This is a genomic window from Massilia terrae (assembly GCF_024753145.1).
GTDB lineage: Bacteria > Pseudomonadota > Gammaproteobacteria > Burkholderiales > Burkholderiaceae_D > Telluria > Telluria terrae.
In genome coordinates this window covers 12,904-36,977 of record NZ_JANUGU010000012.1, presented here as the reverse complement: position 1 = coordinate 36,977, position 24,074 = coordinate 12,904, and the positions used below count along the sequence as shown (strand labels likewise).

18 protein-coding genes are annotated in these 24,074 nt (G+C 67.7%); 10 read left to right on the top strand and 8 right to left on the bottom strand.

Translation table 11 applies throughout. The features are described 5' to 3' along the window. Window positions 1-20 precede the first annotated feature (20 nt). Window positions 21-3,134, bottom strand: coding sequence for a TonB-dependent receptor (locus tag NX778_RS23415; protein WP_258814225.1), 3,114 nt, complete (start codon window positions 3,132-3,134; stop codon window positions 21-23). Window positions 3,135-3,632: 498 nt separating this feature from the next. On the opposite strand from NX778_RS23415, the gene NX778_RS24625 reads away from it, so the two are divergent. The 5 genes from NX778_RS24625 to NX778_RS23385 all read left to right on the top strand — a co-directional run bounded on the left by NX778_RS24625 (window position 3,633) and on the right by NX778_RS23385 (window position 9,891). After that, a complete protein-coding gene (locus NX778_RS24625) occupies window positions 3,633-4,877 on the top strand; it encodes a PAS domain S-box protein (protein WP_307728167.1) in 1,245 nt (414 codons plus the stop codon). A gap of 244 nt (window positions 4,878-5,121) precedes the next feature. Then, window positions 5,122-5,682: a GNAT family N-acetyltransferase gene (locus NX778_RS23400; RefSeq protein ID WP_258814224.1), complete on the top strand. Its 561-nt coding sequence runs from the start codon at window positions 5,122-5,124 to the stop codon at window positions 5,680-5,682. 38 nt (window positions 5,683-5,720) lie between these two features. After that, window positions 5,721-6,596: a CAP domain-containing protein gene (locus NX778_RS23395; RefSeq protein WP_258814223.1), complete on the top strand. Its 876-nt coding sequence runs from the start codon at window positions 5,721-5,723 to the stop codon at window positions 6,594-6,596. A gap of 73 nt (window positions 6,597-6,669) precedes the next feature. Further along, complete coding sequence (locus NX778_RS23390) at window positions 6,670-8,148, top strand: amidohydrolase family protein (protein WP_258814222.1); 1,479 nt, start codon at window positions 6,670-6,672, stop codon at window positions 8,146-8,148. Window positions 8,149-8,160: 12 nt separating this feature from the next. Next, complete coding sequence (locus NX778_RS23385; RefSeq protein WP_258814221.1) at window positions 8,161-9,891, top strand: ClcB-like voltage-gated chloride channel protein; 1,731 nt, start codon at window positions 8,161-8,163, stop codon at window positions 9,889-9,891. Between the two features lie 100 nt (window positions 9,892-9,991). Here NX778_RS23385 and NX778_RS23380 read toward each other — a convergent pair whose 3' ends face one another. Further along, entirely contained in the window at window positions 9,992-11,626 is a 1,635-nt protein-coding gene (locus tag NX778_RS23380; protein WP_258814220.1) for a methyl-accepting chemotaxis protein, read from the bottom strand. A 313-nt stretch (window positions 11,627-11,939) separates the two neighbouring features. Between NX778_RS23380 and NX778_RS23375 the strand changes: the two genes are divergently transcribed. Next, on the top strand, window positions 11,940-12,875 hold the full coding sequence (locus NX778_RS23375) for a bestrophin family protein (RefSeq protein ID WP_258814219.1): 936 nt from the start codon (window positions 11,940-11,942) through the stop codon (window positions 12,873-12,875). An 18-nt stretch (window positions 12,876-12,893) separates the two neighbouring features. Here the strand turns inward: NX778_RS23375 and NX778_RS23370 are convergent, their stop codons facing one another. Further along, window positions 12,894-14,669: a putative bifunctional diguanylate cyclase/phosphodiesterase gene (locus tag NX778_RS23370; RefSeq protein WP_258814218.1), complete on the bottom strand. Its 1,776-nt coding sequence runs from the start codon at window positions 14,667-14,669 to the stop codon at window positions 12,894-12,896. Between the two features lie 111 nt (window positions 14,670-14,780). Here NX778_RS23370 and NX778_RS23365 point away from each other — a divergent pair, with 111 nt between their 5' ends. Together NX778_RS23365 and NX778_RS23360 are read left to right on the top strand one after the other, a co-directional pair. Next, the gene (locus NX778_RS23365) at window positions 14,781-15,179 is read left to right on the top strand and encodes a group III truncated hemoglobin (protein ID WP_258814217.1); all 399 of its coding nucleotides are present in this window, start codon (window positions 14,781-14,783) and stop codon (window positions 15,177-15,179) included. A 75-nt stretch (window positions 15,180-15,254) separates the two neighbouring features. After that, a complete protein-coding gene (locus NX778_RS23360) occupies window positions 15,255-16,196 on the top strand; it encodes an alpha/beta fold hydrolase (protein WP_258814216.1) in 942 nt (313 codons plus the stop codon). Between the two features lie 4 nt (window positions 16,197-16,200). On the opposite strand, the gene NX778_RS23355 is transcribed toward NX778_RS23360, so the two are convergent. The 3 genes from NX778_RS23355 to NX778_RS23345 all read right to left on the bottom strand — a co-directional run bounded on the left by NX778_RS23355 (window position 16,201) and on the right by NX778_RS23345 (window position 18,470). Next, on the bottom strand, window positions 16,201-16,422 hold the full coding sequence (locus NX778_RS23355; RefSeq protein ID WP_258814215.1) for a hypothetical protein: 222 nt from the start codon (window positions 16,420-16,422) through the stop codon (window positions 16,201-16,203). Between the two features lie 91 nt (window positions 16,423-16,513). Further along, entirely contained in the window at window positions 16,514-17,044 is a 531-nt protein-coding gene (locus NX778_RS23350) for a hypothetical protein (protein ID WP_258814214.1), read from the bottom strand. A gap of 145 nt (window positions 17,045-17,189) precedes the next feature. After that, the gene (locus NX778_RS23345) at window positions 17,190-18,470 is read right to left on the bottom strand and encodes a serine hydrolase domain-containing protein (RefSeq protein ID WP_258814213.1); all 1,281 of its coding nucleotides are present in this window, start codon (window positions 18,468-18,470) and stop codon (window positions 17,190-17,192) included. Between the two features lie 106 nt (window positions 18,471-18,576). Between NX778_RS23345 and NX778_RS23340 the strand changes: the two genes are divergently transcribed. Further along, window positions 18,577-19,584: an LLM class flavin-dependent oxidoreductase gene (locus NX778_RS23340; protein WP_258814276.1), complete on the top strand. Its 1,008-nt coding sequence runs from the start codon at window positions 18,577-18,579 to the stop codon at window positions 19,582-19,584. A 63-nt stretch (window positions 19,585-19,647) separates the two neighbouring features. Here the strand turns inward: NX778_RS23340 and NX778_RS23335 are convergent, their stop codons facing one another. Continuing rightward, window positions 19,648-20,238 carry an isochorismatase family protein gene (locus tag NX778_RS23335; RefSeq protein ID WP_258814212.1) on the bottom strand — a complete coding sequence of 197 codons (591 nt, stop codon included), beginning with the start codon at window positions 20,236-20,238 and terminating at the stop codon, window positions 19,648-19,650. A gap of 135 nt (window positions 20,239-20,373) precedes the next feature. Between NX778_RS23335 and NX778_RS23330 the strand changes: the two genes are divergently transcribed. Next, a complete protein-coding gene (locus tag NX778_RS23330; protein WP_258814211.1) occupies window positions 20,374-22,128 on the top strand; it encodes a M1 family metallopeptidase in 1,755 nt (584 codons plus the stop codon). Between the two features lie 185 nt (window positions 22,129-22,313). Here NX778_RS23330 and NX778_RS23325 read toward each other — a convergent pair whose 3' ends face one another. Then, window positions 22,314-24,050 (bottom strand): ArnT family glycosyltransferase, encoded by a 1,737-nt coding sequence (locus NX778_RS23325; RefSeq protein ID WP_258814210.1) that lies wholly within the window; start codon window positions 24,048-24,050, stop codon window positions 22,314-22,316. Window positions 24,051-24,074: the final 24 nt, after the last annotated feature.

Genomic DNA, 24,074 nt, shown 5'->3' with positions numbered 1-24,074 from the left:
GCGGGGAGGGACAGGGAGGATTAGAACTTGTAGTTCAGGCCACCGTACACGACACGGCCGGCATACCCATTGGAGTAGAAGCGGTCCTTGGTATCGTTGCCGAGGTGCGAACGGGTTTCCTGGCGGGTCAGGTTCAGCACCGAAGCGGTCAGGCTCAGCTGCTTGGTGAAGTTGTACGCAAGGTTGACGTCGACCTGGCTGTACGGATCTTCATACACGTTCAAGCCGTTGACCAGGCCATCCACCACTTCGCCGCGGCGGTTGTAGGAAGCGCGCGCCAGGAACTTCTCGGTCTCGTAGAACACCGTGAGGTTGGCCTGGTTGCGGGCGCTGCCCACCAGCGGCGAGGTGCCGATCTTGGTGCCGTCGGCCAGCGAGATCGCTGCCTGGTTGGTCTTGTTGTACGTGTAGTTGAACTGGAAGCCGAGGCCATTGTCCAGCGAATGCTGCGCGTACAGCTCGACGCCCTGCGACACGCCGTCGCGGCCGCCGGCGCTGGTCGAGTAGTTCTGCACCGTCACCTGCTGGCCCGCCACGCTCATGGTCACATCACGCACCACCGGCACCGAGAAGTTGCTCACGTTCTTGCGGAACAGGTCGGCGCCGAGCACCGAGCCGCGCTTGAAGTACCACTCCAGGCCGAGGTCGAACTGCTTGGCCTTGTACGGCTCCAGGCTCTTGTTGCTGCCTGCGCCGAACCAGCCCTGCTGGTCGCCACCACCGATCAGGCGGCGGTCGTTGACGTATTCCTGGCTGTAGTACGACAGGTTGCCCGGGGCCGCGATGTCGCCGTAGCTCGGACGCGAGATGACTTTGGACGCGGCGGCACGCAGCAGCAGGTCCGGGGTCAGGTCATACGCTAGGTTGAAGCTCGGCAGCACGTCGTTGTAGGTGCGGTCCAGCGAGCTGACGGCAAACGACTGGGTGTGCGCGGTGCTGTCCGGCAGCGTGGTGAAGCCGCTGACGCAGCCCGAGCCCGCCGGTGCGCCGGCCGCCGGAGCGCCGCCGGCCTGGCAAGGCGCGGGGGCGCCGTTGGCGCCGTTGTAGAAGTAGTCGTTGTAGTAATCGACCTGGTCGGTCGAGTCCGCATGCTGCTTGGTACGCACGAAACGCAGGCCGACGTTGCCGCGCAGGCGCTCGGTCTTGATGTTCGCCTGCACGTAGGCCGCCGAAATCTTCTCGTCGACGTTGTAGACGAAGTTAGGCTCGTTGCGGGTCTGCTGCGCGCCGTAGGTCTGGTTCAGGTAGTTGATGTAGGCCGGGTAGTTGATCGCCGGGTAAGCGCTGGCCTTGATGCCACCTGCCAGGTTGCTGAGCGACTGGCCATACAGGAACTGCGGCTGGAACTTGTTGGCGGTCGGGTCGCAGCCGGCCTGGAAGCGCTTGTCGTAGTTGGTCGGATCGGCGCCCTTGCAGACCCAGTAGTTGTTGCCGGTGTTGCGGTGGATGCCGCCGTCGCGGTACTTGGCGCCGAACTGGACCGAATCGAGCCAGTTGGTGTCGGTATGCCAGGTGAAGTCGCCCTGCGCATACTTCTGCTGGTTGCTGTTGGTGGTCCACGACGAGGAGGTCGAGCCGAGGTCGATCTCGCCGATGCCCTTCATCAGGTTGGCCATCAGCTGGGGCGAGAAGGTCATGGTCGGCGTGCCGCTGGTGCTCCAGGCGCTGGCGTAGTTACCCAGCGTCCAGCTGCCGTCGGCGTTCTGGACGCGCGGCTTGATCGGCATGGTGAACTGCAGCGACGGGCCACCGCCAGCCCAGGTGCGGCCGGCCTTGAAGGTGGCGTCCAGCGAATCGCCATGCCAGTCGGCGTTGATGTCGAAGACTTGCGACTTGGCCTTCTCGATGTTGTAGCTGCCGGTGATCTGCGGGGTCGGGATGGTGCAATCGTCCGGACCGAAGCCGCCGGTGTTGGTCAGGCCGCCGGCCTTGGCCTGGTCGCCGCTGCAATAATAGGTCTTGCCCGGGTGTGCGCTGTACTGGGCGCCGGTGACGATGGTGTGGCTCGGGTCGAAGGTCAGCGCGTCCAGCATGCGGCCGCCCGGCCAGTTGCCGTCACCAGAATAACGGGCCAGGTTCCACTCCGGGATCTTCAGGATGTTGGTCTGCGAGTTCTGCGACAGGTCGAAGCGGAAGTAGTCGGCCGTCAGGTTCAGGTTGCGCATCGGCTTGAACTGCAGGGTCAGCTGGCCGCCCTTGCGCTCGCGCTCTTCTTCCTTCACGTTCAGGTTGACCGAAGTCGGCATCATGAAGTTGGTGTAGTAGTGCCCGTTCTGGTCGTAGAAACCAGACTGGCCCCACCAGCGCGAGGTCAGGCCCGAGGGCTGGCCGTTGACGTCGGTCGCCGGGTGGGTCTTGTAGCTGTCCGCATACCACTGCCAGTTTTCAGTGCTCGCGCCCATGGTGCGGGTGGTGCGCTTCTGCTGGGTATAGCCGACCAGCACGCCGAACACGTTCTTGTCGTCATGCCAGGCGTACTGGCCGGCGAACTGGCCGTCGCCCTTCTTGGTGGTATCGGCCCAGGTGCCTTCGACGTTGACGAAGCCGCTGCCCGACTTGACGTCCAGCGGACGGCGGGTGTGCAGGATCACGGTGCCGCCGATGCCGCCCTCGTCGATGCGCGCTTCCGGCGTCTTGAACAGCTCGGCGCTGGACAGCATGTTCGACGGCATCAGAGTGTAGTTGAACGAGCGGGTCGGGTCGCCGTTCGATTCGGCGGTGGCGACATAGTTGCCGTTCAGTTCGGTCAGGGTCAGTTCCGACGACAGGCCGCGCACGCTGACGTTCTTGCCCTCGCCGCCGTCGCGGTTGATGATCACGCCCGGCACGCGTTGCAGCGCGTCGGCCACGTTCTTGTCCGGGAATTTGCCGATGTCTTCGGCGGTCACCACGTCGACGATCGCGTTGGCTTCGCGCTTCTGGTCGAGGCTCTTCTGGATCGAGTAGCGGTAGCCGGTCACGACCACCGTCTGCGCCGAGTTGGCGTTGGCCTGGTCGGCCGGCTGGGCGGTCTGGGTGTCGGAGGTCTGGGCCTGGGCATTGCTCATGGCCAGCAGGGCGACGCCCACGGCCATGGCGATGGGCGTTACGCGGCAGCGGTGTTGCCGTGAAGCGAGATCGGTTCTGAACTTCATGTAAGTCTCCTGGTTGTGCCCAAGGACGGGCTATTTTTGTGTCGCGGCAGCAGGTTCACAGCACCCGTGGTACGCGCTCCTACTTGGAGAAGTTATACAAAGTTGATATTTGGAACTCAATAAACTTTCGTGATTCTTGCGCAGTTTAGTGAGAGTTTAGTAAACACGATTGTGGTGAGAATACGTCAACGCGACGGCGCTCATTCTGCAAGCGCTTTTTTTGACCAATTGGCAGATGACGGGCGGAAACGAATGGGCGGCCGCGGCAGGTTTTGGGTGCCGGGAGTGCGCCCACTGCGGGCTCCCTGCGGCATGCGGGCGCGCCGGCAGGGGCGCCGTCTGGCTGGCGAGGGCCATCAGGCGATTCAAGTATGATGGGTCAGGCTCGAAGGGCCGGGCGGCGCCACGCGCGTGCGCCGCGGACGCCAGAAACACGAGCCTGCCACCCTTATTCCTAAACAAGACCGTCGCATGGAGCAGCCGCGCATTGCAAATTTCATGCAAGACAATTTTACGTTCTCGCAGCCAACGCGCTTCGTGGAATTTCTCCCCTGCGCTGCCCTGCTGTATGCACAGGACGGAAGCATCGTGGCGGCGAATCGCCTGTTTAGCGAACTGCTAGGCCACGCCGCCGGCGGATTGACCGACCGGCGCATCGGCGATCTCACTGCGTGGCAGGACCGCGGCCGTGACGAGGCGGCCGGCGCCGCGCTGCTCCGGGGCGAGCACAGGGAACTGGTGTTCAGTAAAAATTTCATCGCGTACAGCGGCGCGCTGGTCCGCTGCGAGGTCGCGCTCAAGTGCATCACCAAGGGCGATGCTGTCCGCTACCTGGCGCTGGTGCGGCATCACGATGCCGGCCTGGCGAGCGACGCCATCCTCGGCGGCGCCACCGGCGAAGGCGAGCTGATTTTGCAAGCGATCGACGAAGGCTTCGTCCTGCTTGACCGCGATTTCCGCGTCACCCGCATCAACGACGAAGCCCTGCGCCTGGACGGCCGCACGCGCGCCGACATCCTCGGGCGCAGCCACTGGGAAGTCTGGCCGGGATCGGAGGACCTGCCGCTGGCCGACGCCTACCGCCGCGCGATGCGCGAATGCGTGCCGGTCAGCGTCGAGCAGGTCTACCAGCACAACAGCGGCGACATGTGGATCGAGGCGCGCGCCTTCCCCTTCGGCGACAGCCTGGCCGTGTTTTACCGCGACATCACCGAACGCAAGCAGGCCGAACGTGCGCTGCGCGACAGCGAGGCGAAATTCCGCACCATCACCGACGCCCTGCCGCAGATCGTCTGGTCGACCCGCCCGGACGGCTACCACGACTACTTCAACCGCCGCTGGTTCGAATACACCGGGGTGCCGGAGAGCGTGGCCGAGGGCGAGGCCTGGATCGGCCTGTTTCACCCCGACGACCAGGCCCTGCTGCCGCACGTGTTCGAACTGTTCACCCAGGCCGAACGCACGCCCGACCGCGGCGAAGGCGGGCTCGGTCTGGGCCTGGCGCTGGTGAAGAGCATCGTCGCACTGCACCACGGCCACATCACGGCCAGCAGCGCCGGGCGCAGCCTGGGCAGCCGCTTCACGGTGGTGCTGCCGCTGCTCCGCCACGGCGAAGCAGGTGTGCATGCGCCCTATGTCGAGCCACGCACCGCATTAAACCCGGGGTCAGGTCGTCCAAAGAATCAGAATTGCAGAACATTCACAAAGGGCCAGGTCGCCCAAGGAAGGCTAGGGAAATTTTGATTGATTGGACGACCTGACCCCGGTTGTGGATCAATGGAAGAAGAGATAAATCAGCACCAGCACAATGGCCGGGACACCGAGGATCCACGCCAAGAAATACTTACCCATAAAGCGCTCCGTTTCTAAGGTTGATAACCACGGCACTAGGATGCCAGCGCAAAGCCACCCGGTCGGTTAGCTGCAGCACAATGTGCCGGGGGCCACGACTTGGTTATCGCAGGACATCTGCCGCATAATCTGCCGCATGAATGCACCCATCACCATCGACACGCCACGCACCCGCATCAGCGCGCTGGCCACGGACCACACCGCGCTCCTGCTCGACTATCGCCTGCGCAACCGCGACCACCTGGCGCCATCCGAGCCCGCGCGCGGCGCCGAGTATTACACCGAGCAAGCCGTGGCCAGCCGCATCGCACAGGTCGAGGCGGAAGCGGAAGCCGGCAGCGCCCTGCACCTGGCCGCCCTCGACCGCGCCAGCGGCCAGCTGGTCGCGCTGTGCTCGTTCACGAATATCGTGCGCGGCCCGTTCCAGGCCTGCCACCTCGGCTTTTCGGTCGACCACGCGCATGAAGGCTCGGGCTTGATGGCCGAGGTCGCCGGCGCCGGCATCAATTACGTGTTCGACCAGTTGCGCCTGCACCGCATCATGGCCGCCCACATGCCGCGCAACGAACGCAGCGCCGGCTTGCTGGCGCGCCTCGGCTTCGAACGCGAGGGCTATGCGCGCTCCTACCTGCGCATCAATGGCCAGTGGGAAGACATGGTCCTCCTGTCGCTAGTGGATGACCGCCCGGGCGCGTGATTGTTCTAGAAAAACAATTCCGGTATGATCCGCCGCCCATGTATTTACGACTGCCGCGATTGAAGCTGCACCACCTTGCCGCCGCCCTGATGACGGGCTTGCCGGCGACGGCGCTGCACGCCCAGCCGGCCGTGGACGCCGGCAACCTGGTGCGCCTGGTGAACGCCTATCGCGCCGCGCCCGGCATCTGCCAGGGCCGGCCCAAGCGGGCGGCCGCGCCGTTGCAGCCCGAACGCGCCCTCTCCCGCATCCGCATCAGCACCGGCACCTTCCTCGAACAGAGCCTGGAAGACAGCGGCTATCCGGTCGAGCGCGCCCAGGCCATCAGCGTGACCGGGCCGGCCGATGCCGATAGCGCCTTCGCCCAGATCGAACAGCGCTACTGTGCCGTGCTGCTGGACCGCGGCTTCAGCGCCGTCGGCGCGCAGCGCAACGGCGACGAATGGCAGCTGGTGCTGGCGCGGCCCCTGCCGCCGGTGCGCTTCAGCGGGCAAGAGGATGCCGGCCAGCGCATCCTCGAACTCGTCAACGCCGCGCGCGCCGCCGGCCAGATGTGCGGCAGCGAGCATTTCGATCCGGCCCCGCCGCTGCGCTGGAACCCGATGCTGGCCGCGGCCGCGCTGGAGCACAGCAAGGACATGGCGCTGCACCGTTATTTCGAGCACCGCGGCTCGGACGGCACGGTGGTCGGCGACCGCGTCAGCAAGGCCGGCTACAGCTGGCGCCGGGTCGGCGAAAACATCGCCTCCGGCACCCGCACGCCGGAGGAAGCGGTGCAAGGCTGGCTGGACAGCCCCGGCCACTGCGCCAACGTCATGGGCCCCTTCAGCGAGATGGGCACCGGCTACGCCCTCAACCCCAAGCGCAAGACCGGCACCGCCTACTGGACCCAGGTGTTCGCCAACCCGCGCTGATCTGGCGCCGGCACGGTTGCCTTGCCGGATATTCCATGCCAGCATGACGCTCTCGACAACAGGGAGACCGGGCATGGCTCGCATTCGCGGCAAAGTGGTGGTGATGGCGCTGGCCATCTGTGGCGCGCTCCAGGCACAGGCGCAAGCGCCGGCGCCATCGGCGGAAGTGCGCAAATTCCTCAAGTACGACCAGCCGCTGATCGCGCTGACCCACGTGCGCGTGATCGACGGCACCGGCGGTCCGGCCCAGGAAGAGCGCACCGTCATCTTGCGCAATGGCCGCATCGAAGCGGTGACCGACGCCAGGGTCGCGCCGCCGGCCGGCGCCCACGTGGTCGCGCTCGAAGGCCACAGCGTGATGCCGGGCCTGGTCGGCATGCACAACCACCTGATGTACACCGCGTCGCTGCACCAGGACGAGGAAGGCCACCTGCCGCCGCCGGGCTTCCTGGTCACCGAGCTGGCCTTCAGCGCGCCGCGCCTGTACCTGGCGGCGGGCGTGACCACCATGCGCACCACCGGCAGCATCGAGCCCTACACCGACCTGAACATCCGCAACAAGATCGATGCGCTGGAGATGCCCGGCCCGCATATCGACGTCACCGGCCCCTATCTCGAAGGCCGCGGCAGCGTGTTTCCGCAAATGACCTCGCTGGAGGAAGCCGACCACGCGCGCCGCACCGTCGCCTTCTGGTCGGGCGAAGGCGCGACCTCGTTCAAGGCCTACATGAACATCCCGCAAGCGGTGCTGGCCGCGGCAATCGACGAGGCGCACAAGCACGGGCGCAAGCTGACCGGGCACCTGTGCTCGGTCGATTACCGGCAGGCGGCGGCGCTCGGCATCGACAATCTCGAACACGGACCGGTGTTCACCGATTCCGAATTCGTCCCCGGCCGCAAGCAGGACCAGTGCCCCTCCTCCGCCGCGATCGCGGCGTCGTGGGAGAAGCTGGAGGTGTCCAGCCCGCAGGTGCAGGAACTGATCCGCGACCTGGTCGCCCACAAGGTCGCGCTGACCTCGCCCCTGCCGGTGTTCGAATCCTTTGTCGCCACCCGTCCGCTGCTGTCGCGCCAGCAGCAGTCGATGATGTCGGCCGAATCGCTGCGCAGCCACCTCGCGGCGCGCGCGGCCGCCGCCGGTGCGCCCGAGCGCGCGGCCAAGCTGGAGGCGGCGCTGAAGAAGGAGATGGCGTTCGAACTGGCCTTCGTGCGCGCCGGCGGCCTGCTGCTGGCCGGCCCCGACCCGACCGGCAACGGCGGCGTGCTGCCCGGCTTCGGCGACCAGCGCGAGCTTCAACTACTGGTTGAAGCCGGGTTCACGCCGGTCGAGGCGATCCGCATCGGCACCGCCAACGGCGCGCGCTTCCTGAGCCGGCTGGACCGCATCGGCACCATCGAAGCAGGCAAGGAAGCCGACCTGGTGGTCGTGAAGGGCGACCCGTCGCGCCGCATCGCCGACGTCGAGAACGTGCAGGTGGTGTTCAAGGACGGCTACGGCTACGACCCGGCCAAGCTGGTCGCGTCAGTGCGCGGCATGGTCGGGGTGCGCTAGAAGACCGGCTGGATGGCGTTCCCGAAACTGACCACCCTGGTGCAGCGCGTGCCGCCCGCGCACGCGATGCTGCTGTGGGCCGCGCTGGCCGGCCTGGTCGGCGCGCTCGCCACCATCGCCTTCCGCGAAGGACTGGCCGGCATGCAGTGGCTGCTTGTCGGCCACAGCGGCTCCTTCGTCGAGATGGCCGCGCAGCTGCCCTGGTACCTGCGCGTGATCCTGCCGTGCGCGGGCGGGCTGGCGGCCGGCGGCTTCCTGCTGCTGGCGCGCCGCTACCGCGACCGCAGCGCGCCCGACTACATGGACGCCATCGCCGGCGGCTCGGGCGAGATCTCGGTGCCGCAGACGCTGTTGCGGAGCGCCTCGTCGCTGTGCACCATCGCCTCGGGCGGCTCGATCGGGCGCGAAGGCTCGATGGTGCAGCTGGCCGCGCTGGGCGCCTCGCTGCTCGGGCGCGTGGTGAACTTCGACCGCGAGCGCCTGCGCCTGCTGGTGGCCTGCGGCGCGGCGGCCGGCATCACCTCGGCCTACAACGCGCCGATCGCCGCCGCCTTCTTCGTCGGCGAGATCGTGCTCGGGCCGCTGCTGATGGAAAGCGTGGGGCCGATGATGATCGCCTCGGTGGTGGCCAACATCACGATGCGGCGCCTGCCGGGTTATAAGCCGACCTACGAGATGCCGGCCTTTCCCGACATCGGCATGCTCGAAGTGCCGCTGTTCGTGGCGCTCGGCGTCCTGGCCGGCCTCGCCGCGCCGCAGTTCATGGCGCTGCTGGCGGCGGCGCGGCGGCGCTTCGCCAAAAGTTCGTTGCCGCTGCCGCTGCGTCTCGCGCTGGGCGGGCTGGGCGTAGGCATCATCTCGGTGTGGGTGCCGCAGGTCTGGGGCAATGGCTACAGCGTGGTCAACTCGCTGCTGCACACGCCGTGGGTGTGGACGGCCGTGCTGGCGATCCTCGTGTTCAAGGTGCTCGCCACGCTGCTGACCGCAGGCTCGGGCGCCGTGGGCGGCATCTTCACGCCCACGCTGTTCGTCGGCGCGGCGCTGGGCTACCTGTTCGGGCTGGGCGCGCACGAGCTGGCGCCGGCGCTGGTCTCAAGCCCGGCGGCCTACGCGATCGTCGGCATGGCCGCCTTCCTGGCCGCCGCCACCGGCGCACCGCTGATGGCGATCCTGATGATTTTCGAGATGACGCTCAGCTACCAGGTGATGCTGCCGCTGATGCTGGCCTGCGTGCTGGCCTACTTCGTCGCGCGCGGCGCCGGCGGCCTGCCGATGTACGAGATCACGCTGCGCCGCCAGCGCGAGGAGCAGGAGCGCCTGCGCCTGCGCGGCACCCAGATGCGCGAGCTGATCAAGCCGGCCGAGACGGTGCTGCCGCTCGAGGCATCGCTGGAGCAGATGGCCGAGATGTTCCGCGCGCATCCGGTCAAGTACATCTACATCGTGGACGGGCAGCAGCGCTACCAGGGCGTGGTGGGGCTGCGTGATTTGACGGCGGGCCTGCTGGACGGGGCCGGGCAGGCGGGCAAGACCGCGGCGGATTTCGTGCAGCGCGGCCTGCTGCCGGTGCTGACGCCGGAGATGCCGCTGCAGGAGGCGTTCCAGCAGTTCCTGGCGCACCACGGCGAAAGGCTGCCGGCGGTGCAGGGCAAGGATGATCCGGTGCTGCTGGGGGTGGTGTACAAGACGGCGCTGCTCGATGCGTTTGCGCGCCTGGATCGCGATCCTTTGTCCACGCCTTAACCACGTCGTCCCGGCGCAGGCCGGGACCCATAGGGCCGCGTGACAGGACGCTCAGCATGGGTCCCGGCCTGCGCCGGGACGACGGTTTTGGGGTTAGTGGCTAGAACTCGGCGCCAGCGCCCGCCAGCGCGGGGCGTACACGAAGCGGTGCCTTCACTCGCGCGGGAGCCGCCAGGCTTGCCACCGCCCGCCCATCCAGCCTGAAGATACTGACCGCCTCCGCCAAACTCGCCGCCTGGTCCTGCATCGAGGCCGCGGCGGCAGCCGCCTCCTCCACCAGCGCCGCGTTCTGCTGGGTCACCGTGTCCATCTGGCTGATCGCCTGGTTGACCTGCTCGATGCCGTCGCTCTGCTCGCGCGAGGCCGATGCGATCTCGGACATGATGTCGGTCACGCGCTTGACGCTGTCGACCACGTCGGCCATCGTCATGCCGGCTTCGTTCACCAAGCGGCTGCCCGCGTCCACCGTGGCCACCGAATCGTCGATCAACTGCTTGATCTCCTTGGCCGCCGCCGCGCTGCGCTGCGCCAGGCTGCGCACCTCGCTCGCCACCACCGCGAAACCGCGTCCCTGCTCGCCGGCGCGCGCCGCTTCCACCGCGGCGTTCAGCGCAAGGATATTGGTCTGGAAGGCGATGCCGTCGATGACACTGATGATGTCCACGATCTTGCGCGAGGACGCGTTGATCTGGTCCATGGTCGCCACCACCTGCGACACCACCTCGCCGCCGCGCTGCGCGGTCTGGGAGGCCGACGCCGCCAGCTGGTTGCCCACGCGCGCATTCTCTGCATTGTGCTGCACGGTGCCGGTCAGCTCTTCCATCGACGACGCCGTCTCTTCCAGCGAGCTGGCCTGCTGCTCGGTGCGCGAGGACAGGTCCTGGTTGCCGGCCGCGATCTCGGCCGACCCGGTGGAGATGGTTTCGCTGCCGGCGCGTACGCCCGCCACGATGCGGTTCAGGTTCGCCGTCATCGCCTGCAGCGCCGCCATCAGCTGGCCGGTTTCGTCCTTGCTGCGCACTTCGATGCGGCGCGTGAGGTCGCCCTCGGCCACGGTGCGCGCCACTTCCACCGCCGCACGCAGCGGCGCGGTGATCGAGCGGGTCAGCGACCAGGCCAGCAAGGCGCCCAGCACCAGCGCGGCGCTGCCGACGGCGACCAGCAGCTTGGCGGTGGCGGCGACCGTGTTTTCCATGCCGGCCTTGGTTTCATCGAAGATGCGCGACTGCAGCGCGGCCATCTTGACCACGCCGTCGTCGTAGGCCGCCATCGCCGGGCGCAGCTTGCTGCTGATCTCGGCCTTGAGCTGGTCCATGTCCTGGCCGGCGTCGCGCGCGTCGAACAGCTTCTGGCGCACGTCGCGATAGGCCGCGCGCCGCTCGTCGACGGACGCCAGCAAGGTCTTCGCATCGTCGCGCGCGAGCAGCGCCGCCAGCTCGTCCCTGGCTTTGTTGTTCAGCGCGCCGCGCGTAGTCATGGCGGTGTCGATGGCATGGGCGTCGTCGAGGGTGGCGGCGCGCAGGCGCGCTTCGGTCAGCGCGTCGTTAACCTGGTTCCCGGCCAGCCACAGCGCAGCCAGCTCGTTCTTCCGCTTCGCCACGTCCATCTGGGTCCCGGCGTCGCGCACGTGTTGCAGGCGGACCAGGGCCAGCGCCATCAGGACGAAAGTCAGGACCAGCACGGCGCCGAACGCCATGCCAAGCCGGGTGCCGATGCGTAAATTTTGGATATTCATATTGGTACCACTAGTCTCCGTTGCCGAATGATTGTTCGTGAATCGCGAGAAAAATCGGCATTAACATTCTTATATATCAGGCAAATATGGAAAATATTGCCTAGCGTTATGCATATCCGATCATACCGAGCGCATCCGACAAGCGCACATTTCTCATTGCAGCGTTGTGAAACGGCAACAGATATTGCATACGAGAACTATCGCGATTGCCCTGTGGAAGTAGCGCCGAAGCGCTAGACTTCGGTATCGCCAACGGAGAAAAGCAAATGGATTCAAGACAGGCCCCGGGCCGGCTGCGTGCGCGGAGCGCGCCATGATCGTCCGCGACCGGCCATCCGGGCTGCAGCTGTTTTTGATCGTGCGCGGCTCGGTGCTGCCGTCGATCCGCAACAGCCTGCTGGTCACCACCCTGCTCGCGGCGCTGGTCAGCTGGACCGGCGGCGAGCTGCTGCACCACAAGATCACGTTGACGGCGATCCCGTTCACGCTGATGGGTTTGCCGCTGGCGATCTTCCTCGGTTTTCGCAATAACGCCGCCTACGACCGCTACTGGGAAGGCCGCAAGCAGTGGGGCGAACTGGTGCTCCAGTCGCGCAACCTGGCGCGCCAGTGCCTGACCCTGATCGATCCGGATACGCCGTACGCGCGCGCTCCCGGCGACCTGCGCGGCGCCATGGTGCGGCGCGCGATCGGCTTCGCGCACGCGCTCCGGCAGCGCTTGCGCGGCGAGGGCGATCCGGCCGAGATCGCGGCCTGGGTCAGCGCGGAGGAATGGCAGCGCGTGCGCGGCGCGACCAACCTCACCTACGCGCTGATGCTGGAAATGGGCGCCGACCTGGCGCGCGCCACGCGCGAAGGCCGGCTCGATCCGCTGCTGACGCCGGCGCTGGACGCCACCCTGTCGCACATGACGGCCGCCGTCACCGCCTGCGAGCGCATCAAGACCACGCCGATCCCGTTCTCGTACACCCTGCTGCTGCACCGCACGGCCTACCTGTACTGCTTCCTGCTGCCCTTCGGCCTGGTCGACACGATCGGCTACCTGACGCCGCTGGTGGTGGTGATCGTGGCCTACACCATCTTCGGCCTGGATGCGCTGGGCGACGAGATCGAGGAACCGTTCGGCAGCTCCGACCACGACCTGCCGTTGGACGCGCTGTGCCGCACCATCGAGATCGACCTGCGCACCGCCCTGGGCGACGGCGACGTGCCGCCGCCGATGGCGCCGGTCGACTACTGGCTCGGCTGAAGAAACGGGCTAAACGGTTTATACGGTAGCCGGGTCCGGCGCCAGCCAGGCCTGCGCGAATTCCGCCGGCGGCACCGGCCGCCCGTAGTGGTAGCCCTGCGCCTCGTCGCAGCCGAGGGCGCTCAGCAGCTGCGCCTGCGGGCCCTGCTCCACCCCTTCCGCGATCACCTTCAGCCCGAGGTTGCGCGCCATGCCGATGATGGTGTTGACGATGGTGTAGTCGTGGCGGTCGGTCAGCATCTCGCGCACGAAGGAGATGTCGATCTTGAGCTTGTCCGCGGGCAGGCGCTTCAGGTAGGCCAGCGAGGAATAGCCGGTGCCGAAATCGTCGATCGCGATCGAGAAGCCGGCCTGCTTCAGGGTCGCCAAAGTGGCGATCGCGCGCTCGACGTTGTCCATCACGCCGCTCTCGGTCAGCTCCAGCTCCAGGCAGCCCGGATCGAGGCCGGCGGCGGCCGCGATCTGCTGGATGCTGTCGGCGATGCCGGCCTGGCCGAGCTGCTGGGCCGCCAGGTTGATCGACAGGCGACCCGGGAAGGACAGCCCGCCATCGCGCCATTCGCGCAGCTGGCGGCAGGCCGCGCGCAGCACCCATCCGCCGAGCGCCGCGATCATGCCGCGCGATTCCGCGATCGGGATGAAGCTGGCCGGACTGACCCAGCCGCGCTCCGCATCATGCCAGCGCAGCAGCGCCTCGGCGCCGACCAGTGCGCCGGTCTGCAGGCACACCTGCGGCTGGTAATGCAGCTGCAGCTCGCCGGCGCCGAACGCGCGGGTCAGGTCCTTGGCCAGTTCCATGCGCTCGGCCATGCCCTCGCTCATCGCCGCCTGGTAGAACAGGTGGCCGCCGCCCAGCGCCTTGGCGCGGTACATCGCGATGTCGGCGCAGCGCAGCAGGTCGTCGCCGTTGGCCCCATGCTGCGGGTACAGCGCGATCCCAATCGACAGGCCGACCGAGAAGGTGTGGTTGCGCGCCGCCACCGGCTCGGCCAGCGCGCGTTCGAGCCGCGCCGCAATGGCCTCGGCCGATTGCTGGTCGGCCGGCTGCGCGATCACGACGAACTCGTCGCCCGCCAGCCGCGCCAGCGTCTCCTGCCCGCGCAGGGCGGCGGCAAAACGCTGCGCGACCTGCACCAGCACGGCGTCGCCCATGCCATGGCCCTGGGTGTCGTTGATCTCCTTGAAGCGGTTCAGGTCGATGAACAGCACGGCCAGGCCCTGTCCGCCGCGCCCGGCCGCGGCCAGCGCCTGGTTCAGGCGATCGGCGAACAGGGTGCGGTTGGGCAGCCCGGTCAGCGTGTCGTACAGGGCCAGCGTGCGGATCCGCTCGACGCTGGCCTTGCGCTCGGTGACGTCGGTATTGATCGACAGGATGGCCTTGGGCCGCCGTTCATCGTCACGCACCACGCTGATGTGGGCCTCGATATTGAGCAGCGCGCCGGCGCGGTTGCGCTGCACCAGCTCGCCGCTCCATTCGCCGCGCGCCAGCGCCGCCGCGGCCGGGGGCCACGAGGCGCCGGCCGCCGGGTACAGCAGCTCGTCGATGTCGCGCCCGAGCACCTCGTGCGCGGCCCAGCCATAGATGCGTTCGGCGCCCTTGTTCCAGAACTGGATGGCGCCGGCGATGTCGCGCACGATGATCGCGTCGCGCGCCATGTCCAGCAACGCGGCCTGCTCGCGTGCGCTGATCGGCCCGCTGCGGCCGGTGACCGCGCCGGTATTGCACTGGCCGCGGCACTGCGCGCGGAAGCGCTGCGCCGCGCGCCATCGGAAACTGCCGAAAGTATTCCTCATCATCGGATCACACAAAAAGCAAACCCATCAATGATAACATGCATTTTGTTTATTGCTTTTAGCGGAGGCCTGCGGTAGCATCATGAGGTCAGACCGTCCCGAAAGCCCGCCATGCCCACCCTTCCCCTCGAGCGCGACTCGATCCAGGCCCTGGTCCACCAGTTCTACGACGACGTGCGCGCCGACGCCGTGCTCGGCCCCGTGTTCAACGGCGCCATCGGCGAGCGCTGGGACGCGCACCTGGCGCGGATGGTGGATTTCTGGTCGACAGTGATGCTGGGCACGCACAACTTCTCGGGCAATGTCTTCGGCACGCACATGGCGCTGATCGGCATCGAGCCCGACCATTTCCGGCGCTGGCTCGACCTGTTCTTCGCCAAGACCGACGCGCTGTTCGAGCCGGCCGTGGCGCAGGAATTCCAGGCCGTCGGCCGCCGCATCGCCTCCAGCCTGCAGTACGGCTACTTCGGCAAGGTGCTGGTCCCGGACGCGCCGGCCCGCGCCGCCTGAGGCGCTTGCTCCGTACTCGTTGACATTACTTATTAGCAAGTGTCAAATGCGGGAACTGCCACTTCCCGCATGCCCATGGACACTGCCCGCCCGCGCCGCCTGCGCACCTTCCTGATCGCCGCGCTGGCCGCGGTCGCCGCCATCCTGGTCGCGGTGCCCTACGCGCGCAACCGCGAATCGCTGACCCTCGACGACGCCGCGCGCAAGCAGGCGCCCGGCCAGTTCGTGCGCCTGTCGCACGGCATGGTGCATTACCGCGTGGCCGGCCCGGCCGACGGTGCGCCGGTGGTGCTGGTGCACGGCTTCTCGGTGCCCGACTACGCCTTCGACGCCACCCGTAGCGCGCTGGCCGGCGCCGGTTTCCGCGCGATCAGCTTCGACCTGTATGGCCGCGGCTGGAGCGACCGTCCGGACGTGCGCTACGACCGCGACCTGTTCGCCGGCGAGCTGGGCGAGCTGATGGACGCGCTGCACCTGCAGAAGGCCCGCCTGGTCGGCCTGTCGATGGGCGGCGCGGTGGTCGGCCATTTCGCCGCGGCGCATCCGGAGCGGGTGCAACGGCTGGTGCTGGTGGCGCCGTTCAACCAGCCGCGCGACATCGGCGTGATGGCCTGGCCGGGCGTGGGCGAGTGGCTGGCCCGCTCGTGGTTCCTGCCGGACCTCGCGAGCAGCCAGACCGAAGACTTCCCGCACCCGGAAAAGCTGCCCGGCTGGAGCGCGCGCTTCGAGCCGCAGATGCGCTACGACGGCTTCGGCCGCGCGATCCTGTCGACCATCCGCAACACCACCACGCAGTCCTCGATCCCCGACTTCGAGGCGGTCGGCCGCGCGAAGATTCCGGTCGAACTGGTGTGGGGCGAGCGCGATACCACGGTGCCCTACGCGGAGCACGCCCTGGTGCAGCAAGCGATCCCACAGGCGCGCTTCGTGTCGCTGACGGGCCTTGGCCACATGACCGTGGTGGAGGATCCGGACGCGGTCAATCCGCACCTGGTCTCCTTCCTGCGCGAGAACTGATTCCTCAGAACCCGGCTTCGCGCCGCAGCAGCGACGCCAGCGTGCGCACGAAGCGCGCGCCCGGCGCTTCCCATTTCGCATCGATCACCGCGGTGCCGCGCCAGGCGCGGCCCGCCAGCGCGCCGGCCGGATCCTCGACCCGGAACGCGACCCGGTACACGGCGTGCTCGGGATACCACGCGCCCTGTTTCTCGCGCGCCGGCACCGAACCGTTACAAAACGGCACACTACATTGACAATGTAGCTTTCCCTATGCGGATTGCATAAAAAAACACCAGCCGCAGCTGGTGTTTTTGTTACTTCAGGCACTAGCGAATTTAATATCCGCGATTGCCGCTGTTGGAGGGAGGCGTGGTCGGGGTAGTCGGGGTGGGCGGGGTAGCCGGAGTGGCCGGGGTGGCCGGAGTCGTCGGGGTGGCGGGGGTGGCGGGCGTGGCCCGCGTGGCGGGCGACATCGTCATGCCGGACATGCCCGAGGTGCCGGACGTCGTCCCCATCGAGCCGCTGCTACCGCTGGTGCCGCTGGTGCCGGTGTCCATCGAGCCGCTGGTCCTGCTGCTGCCGCTCATGCCACTGGTACCGCTCTCGTTGCCGGTGGTGGCGCCGGTGCTCGATCCGCTGGTGCCCATCTGGCTGCTGCCGGTCGAGGACGAGGCCTTGTGGTGCTTCTTGGCTTTCTTCTTGTGGTGCTTCTTGGGCGTGGTCTGCTCGGTCGTGGTGCTGGTGCTCTGGTCGGCGGCGGTCTGGCCGGACGTGCTGCTCGACTGTGCCTGGACATTCACCGAGGTGAACATCGCGGCGGCGACAGAAGCGCCGAGCAATGCTTTCAACAGCTTATTCATTTTCATGTCGATCTCCTGTGAGTTGGGGGGCAATACCTCAACAATATCGGCTGATACAAGCGAGGGAGGGCCGAGTGTAAAGCGGTCGACGTAAAAACAGCGCGCGGTAGCCACCCGGAAAACCGAATGGACCAGCGCGCGCAAAAGCTGCTCAGCGCGCCATGGCGATGGGCTGGACAGTGGCGTAATCGAAACCGAGCGCCGCCTGCGCCGCGAGCGTGCCGAGCTGGGTGTACAGCGGCAGCACATTGCTCTTGTCGTCAGGGTACACCCGGTTCGACAGGAACACATAGAAAGTGTGCGAGTTGGGATCGATCCACAAGATGCAGCCGGTAAAACCCGTGTGGCCGAAGCTGCCCACCGGGAACACCGTGCCGCGGGGGCGCACCGCGTAGGGCGAATTGATGTCCATGCCCATGCCGCGGACGGCTTCGATGCCGGCCGGCGACTGCGGCGTGGTCATCAGGCGCACGCTGTTGGGGCTGAGGATGCGCACGCCGTCGAGCTGGCCGCCGTTCAGCAGCATGCGGGCATAGCGCGCCAGGTCGCGCGCGGTGGTGAACAGTCCGGCCGAGCCGGCCACGCCATCCATCCGGCGCGCGGTCGGATCGTGCACCACGCCCTGCAGCAGCTGGCCGGAGGCGACGTCGCCGTGCGGGGCGCGCTGGTTGGGGTCTTCCGGCGACTTGTGGGTCGGGGCGATCTGCCCGGGCTGGAAGCGCTTGAGCGGCTGGAAGCCGCTGTCGACCATCTTCAGCGGCGTGTAGATATGTTGCTGCGCGAACTGGTCGAGCGTGGTGCCGGACACCTTCTCGACCAGCTGGCCGAGCAGCACGTAGTTGACGTCCGAATAGCGGAACAAGGTGCCGGGGGGATTGGTCACCGGCAGCGAGCAGGCCAGCGCGTGGGCCGCGGCCGAGCCGTGCCAGGCCGGCGTCGGCGGCAGGCCCGAAGGCAGGCCGGAGGTGTGGGTCAGCAAGTGGCGGATGGTGATCGCCTGCTTGCCGCCGCTGGCGCATTCGGGAAAATACTGGACCAGGCGGGCGTCGAGGTCGATCTTGCCCTGCTCCGCCAGCACCAGCACCGAGGGCGCGGTGGCGATCACCTTGGTCAGCGAGGCGGCGTCGAACACGGTGTCGGGCGTGACGCCGGCGGCACCCGGCTCGTAGCTTTGCAGGCCATAGCCCTTTTCGTAGACCACGCCGTTGCGCTCCAGGTGGAGCACGGCGCCGGGCAGCTTGTGCTCGCCGATGGCGGCGTCGATCGCGGCATCGAGCTGGGCGAAGCGCGCGGTATCGAGCTCGTGCTGGCTGGCGGTGGCCGGCACCACGGGCGCCTGCTGCGCGGCCGGCATCTGGGTGCAGCCGGCCAGGAGGGCGGCGCTGAGCGCGGCCAGCAGGCTGGCGCGGCGGGTGAAATGGATGGAAGCCATGGTCGGTCCGCAGAATTAATGTCGGGAAATAATAGGCAGGCCGTACTGACGGGTCAATCTTTACGGGTGCGCACGCCTGGAAACGGAACGGCGTATGATGCCCGCCATGATTCCGTTCTCGATACTCGACCTGGCACCGATCACCGAAGGCGGCGATGCGGCGCAATCCTTCCAACGCTCCCTCAACCTGGCCCAATACGGCGAACGCCTGGGCTACCAGCGCTTCTGGCTGGCCGAACACCATGGCATGCCGGGCATCGCCAGCGCGGCCACCGCGGTGCTGATGGCGCACGTGGCCGGCGGCACGGAACGCATCCGGGTGGGGGCTGGCGGCATCATGCTGCCGAACCATTCACCGCTGGTGATCGCGGAGCAGTTCGGCACGCTCGAATCGCTGTTCCCCGGCCGCATCGACCTCGGCCTGGGCCGCGCGCCCGGCTCCGACCACGTGACGGCGCGCGCGCTGCGGCGCAATCTGTCGTCCGATGCGGACGAGTTCCCGCAGGACGTGGTGGAACTGATGGATTATTTCGCCGACTCGCCGCGGCGCCAGGTGCGCGCGGTGCCGGGCGCGGGGCTCAAGGTGCCGCTGTGGATCCTCGGCTCCAGCCTGTTCGGCGCGCAACTTGCCGCAGCGCTGGGCTTGCCGTTCGCCTTTGCCTCGCACTTCGCGCCGCAGATGATGATGCAGGCGATCGAGATCTACCGCGCCACCTTCCGGCCGTCGGCCCAGCTCGACAAGCCATACGTCATGCTGGGCTTGAATGTGTTCGCGGCCGATACCGACGAGCAGGCCCGGCTGCTGGCGACCTCGATGCAGCAGGCCTTCGTCAATCTGCGCAGCGGCCGTCCGACGCGGCTGCAGCCGCCGGTGGCGGGCTATCTCGAAGCGCTGGGGCCGGCCGAACGGGCGATGCTCGATCAGGTGCTGTCATGCTCGGCGATCGGTTCGTATGACACGGTATCGGCGCAGATCGCCGCCTTCATCGAGCGCACCGGCGCGGACGAGCTGATGATCGCGTCGCAGATCTTCGACCACCCAGCGCGGCTGCGCTCGTACGAAATCGCGGCGCAGGTGCGGGCGGCCGGTGAGCGGCCGCCGCTGGTGCCGTAAGAGTTACCGCCTGGCTCTCACGAGACGTCGTTCCCGCCTGCGGGGAACGACGTTATCGAGGACTCAAGCCTCACCCGTGCCCGCGCGCAGCGCCTGCAGCAGGTGCGTCGTGGTGCGCACCCGGCCCATGCGGCGGAACATGTTTTCGCAGGCAAACCGGTGGGCCTCGGCGCTGAAACTGGTCATCGCGTCTTCGGCGAACACCAGGTCGTAACCGTGGTCGAAGGCCGCGCGGGCGGTCGATTCGACGCCCATATTGGTGGCGATGCCGGCCATCAGGATGGTCTTGATGCCGCGCCGGCGCAGCAACTGGTCGAGCTCGGTGCCGTAGAAGGCGCCCCAGGAACGCTTGACCACCACCACGTCCGTGGCTTCGACACCGGCTTCCGGCACCAGCTGCGACGCTTGCGGCGGCGGTGGCGCGACGCCGGGCGCGCTGGCCGGCACGTCGACCTGGCGCACCAACAATTCGTTCAGCAACACGTGCACGTAGACCACCATCGCGCCGCGGTTGCGCATCTCCTGTGACAGCAGCACGCAGTTGCCTACCACCTGTTCGCCCGTGTACGGCGCCCACGGGCGCGGCACGATGCCATGCTGCAGGTCGATCATCACGAGCGCGGTGCGCGCCAGGTCCAGCTTCACGTCGTCCATATCGTCCTCCTGCGGCGAGTATTCCCGAATCGGGCCGGGATTGTCGCACGCACGCCGCTGCCGCTGGTCTTTACCAGTGTGATAAATTTCCGGCCTTCAACAACCTTTCTCGAACGTGAGCTCGTCAATACAACAATGAAGAAGACACTGATTGCCTGCGCCAGCCTGCTGCTGTCGGCCTGCGCGACCCAGCAAGCCCCGCTCACCGCCACCACCGTCGAATCGGGCCTGCCGCGGCCGCCCGAGCAGCTGGCGGTCGTGTTCGAGAAAGCCGACCTGAAGCTGAAGATCGATCCGTCCAGCCGCAGCATCGCCGGCGACGCACTGCTGACCCTGACCGCGCGCGAGGCCGTGCAGCGCGTGGTGCTGGACCTGGACCGCAACTTGCCGATCGACGCGGTCGAGGTGGATGGCGAGCGGCTGGCGGCGAGTGCATACAGCAACCCCGAAGGCCGGCTCGCGGTGCAGTTGCCGCATCCGCTGGCGGCCGGCGCGCAGGTGAAAGTGCGGGTGGTCTACCACGGCCAGCCGCATGTCGCCAAGCGGGCGCCGTGGGACGGCGGCTTCGTGTGGTCGACCACGCCGGACGGCCAGCCGTGGGTGGCGAGCGCGGTCGAGGGCGAAGGCTGCGACCTGTTCTGGCCGTGCATCGATCATCCGATGGGCAAGGCGAAAGTGGTCGAGGAACATTTCACGGTGCCGGCGCCGCTGGTCGCGGCCGGCAACGGCGTGCCGCTCGGCATGGACGAGGCCAATGGCTGGCGCACCTGGCACTGGCGCGCCAAGAACCCGAGCACCTACGGCATCTCGGTGAACGTGGGACCGTACAAGCAGCTGTCGGCCGAGTATGCGAGCCGCTTCGGCAACCGCATCCCGTTGAGCATGTTCTACCTGCCCGAGCACGAGAAGGAGGCGCAGGAACTGTTCAAGGAATTCCCGCTGATCCTCGACTTCTTCGAGAGCACGATCGGTCCCTATCCCTTCGGCGACGAGAAGATGGGCGTGGTGGAGACGCCGCACAAGGGCATGGAGCACCAGACCATCAATGCCTACGGCAACAAGTACGCGAAGACGGAATACGGCTACGACGATTTGCTGCAGCACGAGTTCGCGCATGAGTGGTTCGGCAACCAGCTGACCAACCAGAACTGGGACGATATGTGGCTGCACGAGGCCTTCGGCACGTATATGCAGCCGCTGTACATGCAGTACCTGCGCGGCGACATGGAATATTTCGCCAGCCTGCTGCAGCAGCGCACACGGATCCAGGACAAGGCGGCGATCGTGTCGGGCAAGGAACGCACCGAGGAAGACGTGTACGACGAGAAGCGCGGCGGTCCCGGCCAGGATATCTACATGAAGGGCTCGCTGGTGCTGCACACGCTGCGTAACCTGATCGGCGACGAGGCCTTCTTCCGCGCGATCCGCATGGAGGTGTACGGTACCGACCAGCCGCGCCCGGGCAATTTTGCGCCGCGCTACGGCAGCACGGTCGAGTTCATCGCGAACGTGAAGCAGGCCACCGGCCGAGACCTCGGCTGGTTCTTCGACCAGTACCTGTACCAGGCCGCGCTGCCGGAACTGCTGGCCACGCGCAATGGCGACCGGCTTGAGCTCGCATGGAAGACGGCGAACGGCAAGCCGTTCCCGATGCCGGTCGAGGTGCGGGTCGGGCTGGCCGCGCCGCGCACCGGGGCGGCGCTCGCCGGGACGGCGGAGCAGATCGTGCGGGTGGCGATGGACGGCGGCAAGGGCAGCATCGAGTTGCCGCCGGGGGCGACCTACACGCTGGATCCGCACGCGAAGATCCTGCGCCGCGCGGAGCAGATCGAGGCGTTCCGGGCGTACAGCAAGGCGCAGCGGGAGCAGAAGGCGAAGCAAGGAGGCTGAGCAAGCTGCGTTTCGACATGGCTATCGGAGAGACGAGAACGTCATTCCCGCAGAAGCGGGAACCCCATTTTGCGTGCAGCGCGGTGAACGCAAACAGGGGCACAACGCAAAGGCGGGACTTCCCGCCTCCGCGGGAACGACGTTCGTTTTTTTTGATTTGGCTTGCCCTCGCAGGCTGATCCGGCCTACGGCCCGCCAAACAGCACCATCTTCCCTCCCACCCACTCCGCCCGCCAGCGCCCCGGCCCGGCCATCGCCAGGAACTCCGGCGCCCGTGAGGCCTGCAGCACCACCGCCACCGGCCCGCGCGCACGCGCCTGCAGGAACTGCGCCGCCGAGATGCACGCGCTGCCACTGTCGCGCCGGCAGCCGAACTGCAGGTCACGGCTGGCGCTGTCGATGATGGGCACCGTGCGCCCGAGGTAAAACGGCAAGGTCGAGAACATGTCCTCGAAGTCGCGGTAGATGAACACGGCGCCGTCCGGCACCGGGTTCGCGCCGAGGATGCGCGCCACGTACACGCTGCTGTCGCGCGCACTGCGGGCGTCCGCGGCATGGAACAGCGGCACCAGCGCCGCGCCCGCGAGCACGGCCACACCCAACAGCGCGAGCTCGCGCGCGGCCACGCTGCGCAGCCGCAGGAACAGGCTGTGTCCGCCGAGCGCCAGCGCGCCCACCGCCGCCAGCAGCACGAGCAGCAGCGGCGGCGTGATGTCGCCGCCCATCGCCGCCGGCGCGGCGAACATGGCCAGCGCCGCCAATCCCAGCGACACGGCCCAGCACCAGGCAAGCAGCCGGTCCGGCGCGGCCAGCCGCTGCGACAGCTCGATACCCAGCCACAGCAGCAAGCCCGGCAGGGCGACCATCAGGTAGTAATCCGCCTTGGCTGCGCACAGCGAAAAGAACAGCAGCGGGAACGCGACCGCGGCCTGGCAGAAGCGCACGATGGCGGGCGGCGCCTGCGCCCGCGCGCCACGGCGTGGCAGCAGGAGCAAGAGGAAGGGCGTCCACGGCGCCAGCATCAGCAGCAGGCGCGGCAGGTAGAACCACAGCGGCCCGTGGTGGTAGTCGTCCGGCAGGCGCTGGCCGAGGAAGCGCAGCACGTGCTCGTTGATGAAATAGAAGTGCGCGAAACCGGGCTGCATGCCGGATGCGAGCACATGCCAGGTTCCGGCGACCGCCAGCAGCACCAGCACGGCAGTGCGGTCGAACAGTCGGCGCCAGCCGCCGCCGTCGCGCATCAGCAGCAGGAAGGTGCCGACCGTGCCGCCGGCCAGCACCAGCGCCACCCCGCCCTTCTCCATGATCGCCAGGCCGAGGAACACCGCCGCGGCGAGCCAGGCGCGGCGGCTGCGCGTGAGGTAGCTGTGCAGGTAGCACAGCAGGCTGCCGCCCAGCAGCGCCGTCAGCAGCGGGTCGAACAGGACCACGTGCGACACCACCGCCACCGGCAGCGCGCTGGCCATGCCCGCCGCGGCGAACACGCCGGCGCGGAAGTTGCCGTGCAGGCGGCAGAACTGGAACAGGCCGAGCGACAGCAGCAGCATGGCGCCGGCCGATACCAGCCGCGCCGCCGCCGGTGTCGGCCCCAGCAGGTGCATCGACAGCGCGCACAGCCAGTACAGCAGCGGCGGCTTTTCGATGTAGGGCACGCCGTTCAGGTGCGGCACCACATAGCTGCCGCCGTCCAGCATTTCGCGCGCGATCTCGGCGTACAGGCCTTCGTTGTTGTCGCGCAGCGGAAACGCGTCCAGCCCGTACAGGAAGCAGAATGCCGGCAGCACCAGCACGGCCACAAGGTACAGGCCCGCCGCGCCGACGCCGGGCAGCGCCACCGGCGGCGCCAGCGCCGCGGTGGCGACCGCGCGCGCCCGCCACCACTGCGATGCCGCGACAGCCCTGGAAAATAGCTTGCGAAACATGGCGCACCTCGCTCAGTGCCCGGG

Excerpts from the sequence above, each read along its gene's own strand:
- NX778_RS23340 (WP_258814276.1), top strand. The coding sequence starts at position 18,577 with ATGATTCCGTTCTCGATACTCGACCTGGCACCGATCACCGAAGGCGGC.
- NX778_RS24625 (WP_307728167.1), top strand. The coding sequence starts at position 3,633 with ATGCAAGACAATTTTACGTTCTCGCAGCCAACGCGCTTCGTGGAATTT.
- NX778_RS23385 (WP_258814221.1), top strand. The coding sequence starts at position 8,161 with ATGGCGTTCCCGAAACTGACCACCCTGGTGCAGCGCGTGCCGCCCGCG.
- NX778_RS23345 (WP_258814213.1), bottom strand. The coding sequence starts at position 18,470 with ATGGCTTCCATCCATTTCACCCGCCGCGCCAGCCTGCTGGCCGCGCTC.
- NX778_RS23330 (WP_258814211.1), top strand. The coding sequence starts at position 20,374 with ATGAAGAAGACACTGATTGCCTGCGCCAGCCTGCTGCTGTCGGCCTGC.
- NX778_RS23375 (WP_258814219.1), top strand. The coding sequence starts at position 11,940 with ATGATCGTCCGCGACCGGCCATCCGGGCTGCAGCTGTTTTTGATCGTG.
- NX778_RS23365 (WP_258814217.1), top strand. The coding sequence starts at position 14,781 with ATGCCCACCCTTCCCCTCGAGCGCGACTCGATCCAGGCCCTGGTCCAC.
- NX778_RS23350 (WP_258814214.1), bottom strand. The coding sequence starts at position 17,044 with ATGAAAATGAATAAGCTGTTGAAAGCATTGCTCGGCGCTTCTGTCGCC.
- NX778_RS23335 (WP_258814212.1), bottom strand. The coding sequence starts at position 20,238 with ATGGACGACGTGAAGCTGGACCTGGCGCGCACCGCGCTCGTGATGATC.
- NX778_RS23395 (WP_258814223.1), top strand. The coding sequence starts at position 5,721 with ATGTATTTACGACTGCCGCGATTGAAGCTGCACCACCTTGCCGCCGCC.
- NX778_RS23370 (WP_258814218.1), bottom strand. The coding sequence starts at position 14,669 with ATGAGGAATACTTTCGGCAGTTTCCGATGGCGCGCGGCGCAGCGCTTC.
- NX778_RS23325 (WP_258814210.1), bottom strand. The coding sequence starts at position 24,050 with ATGTTTCGCAAGCTATTTTCCAGGGCTGTCGCGGCATCGCAGTGGTGG.
- NX778_RS23360 (WP_258814216.1), top strand. The coding sequence starts at position 15,255 with ATGGACACTGCCCGCCCGCGCCGCCTGCGCACCTTCCTGATCGCCGCG.
- NX778_RS23400 (WP_258814224.1), top strand. The coding sequence starts at position 5,122 with ATGAATGCACCCATCACCATCGACACGCCACGCACCCGCATCAGCGCG.
- NX778_RS23380 (WP_258814220.1), bottom strand. The coding sequence starts at position 11,626 with ATGAATATCCAAAATTTACGCATCGGCACCCGGCTTGGCATGGCGTTC.
- NX778_RS23415 (WP_258814225.1), bottom strand. The coding sequence starts at position 3,134 with ATGAAGTTCAGAACCGATCTCGCTTCACGGCAACACCGCTGCCGCGTA.
- NX778_RS23390 (WP_258814222.1), top strand. The coding sequence starts at position 6,670 with ATGGCTCGCATTCGCGGCAAAGTGGTGGTGATGGCGCTGGCCATCTGT.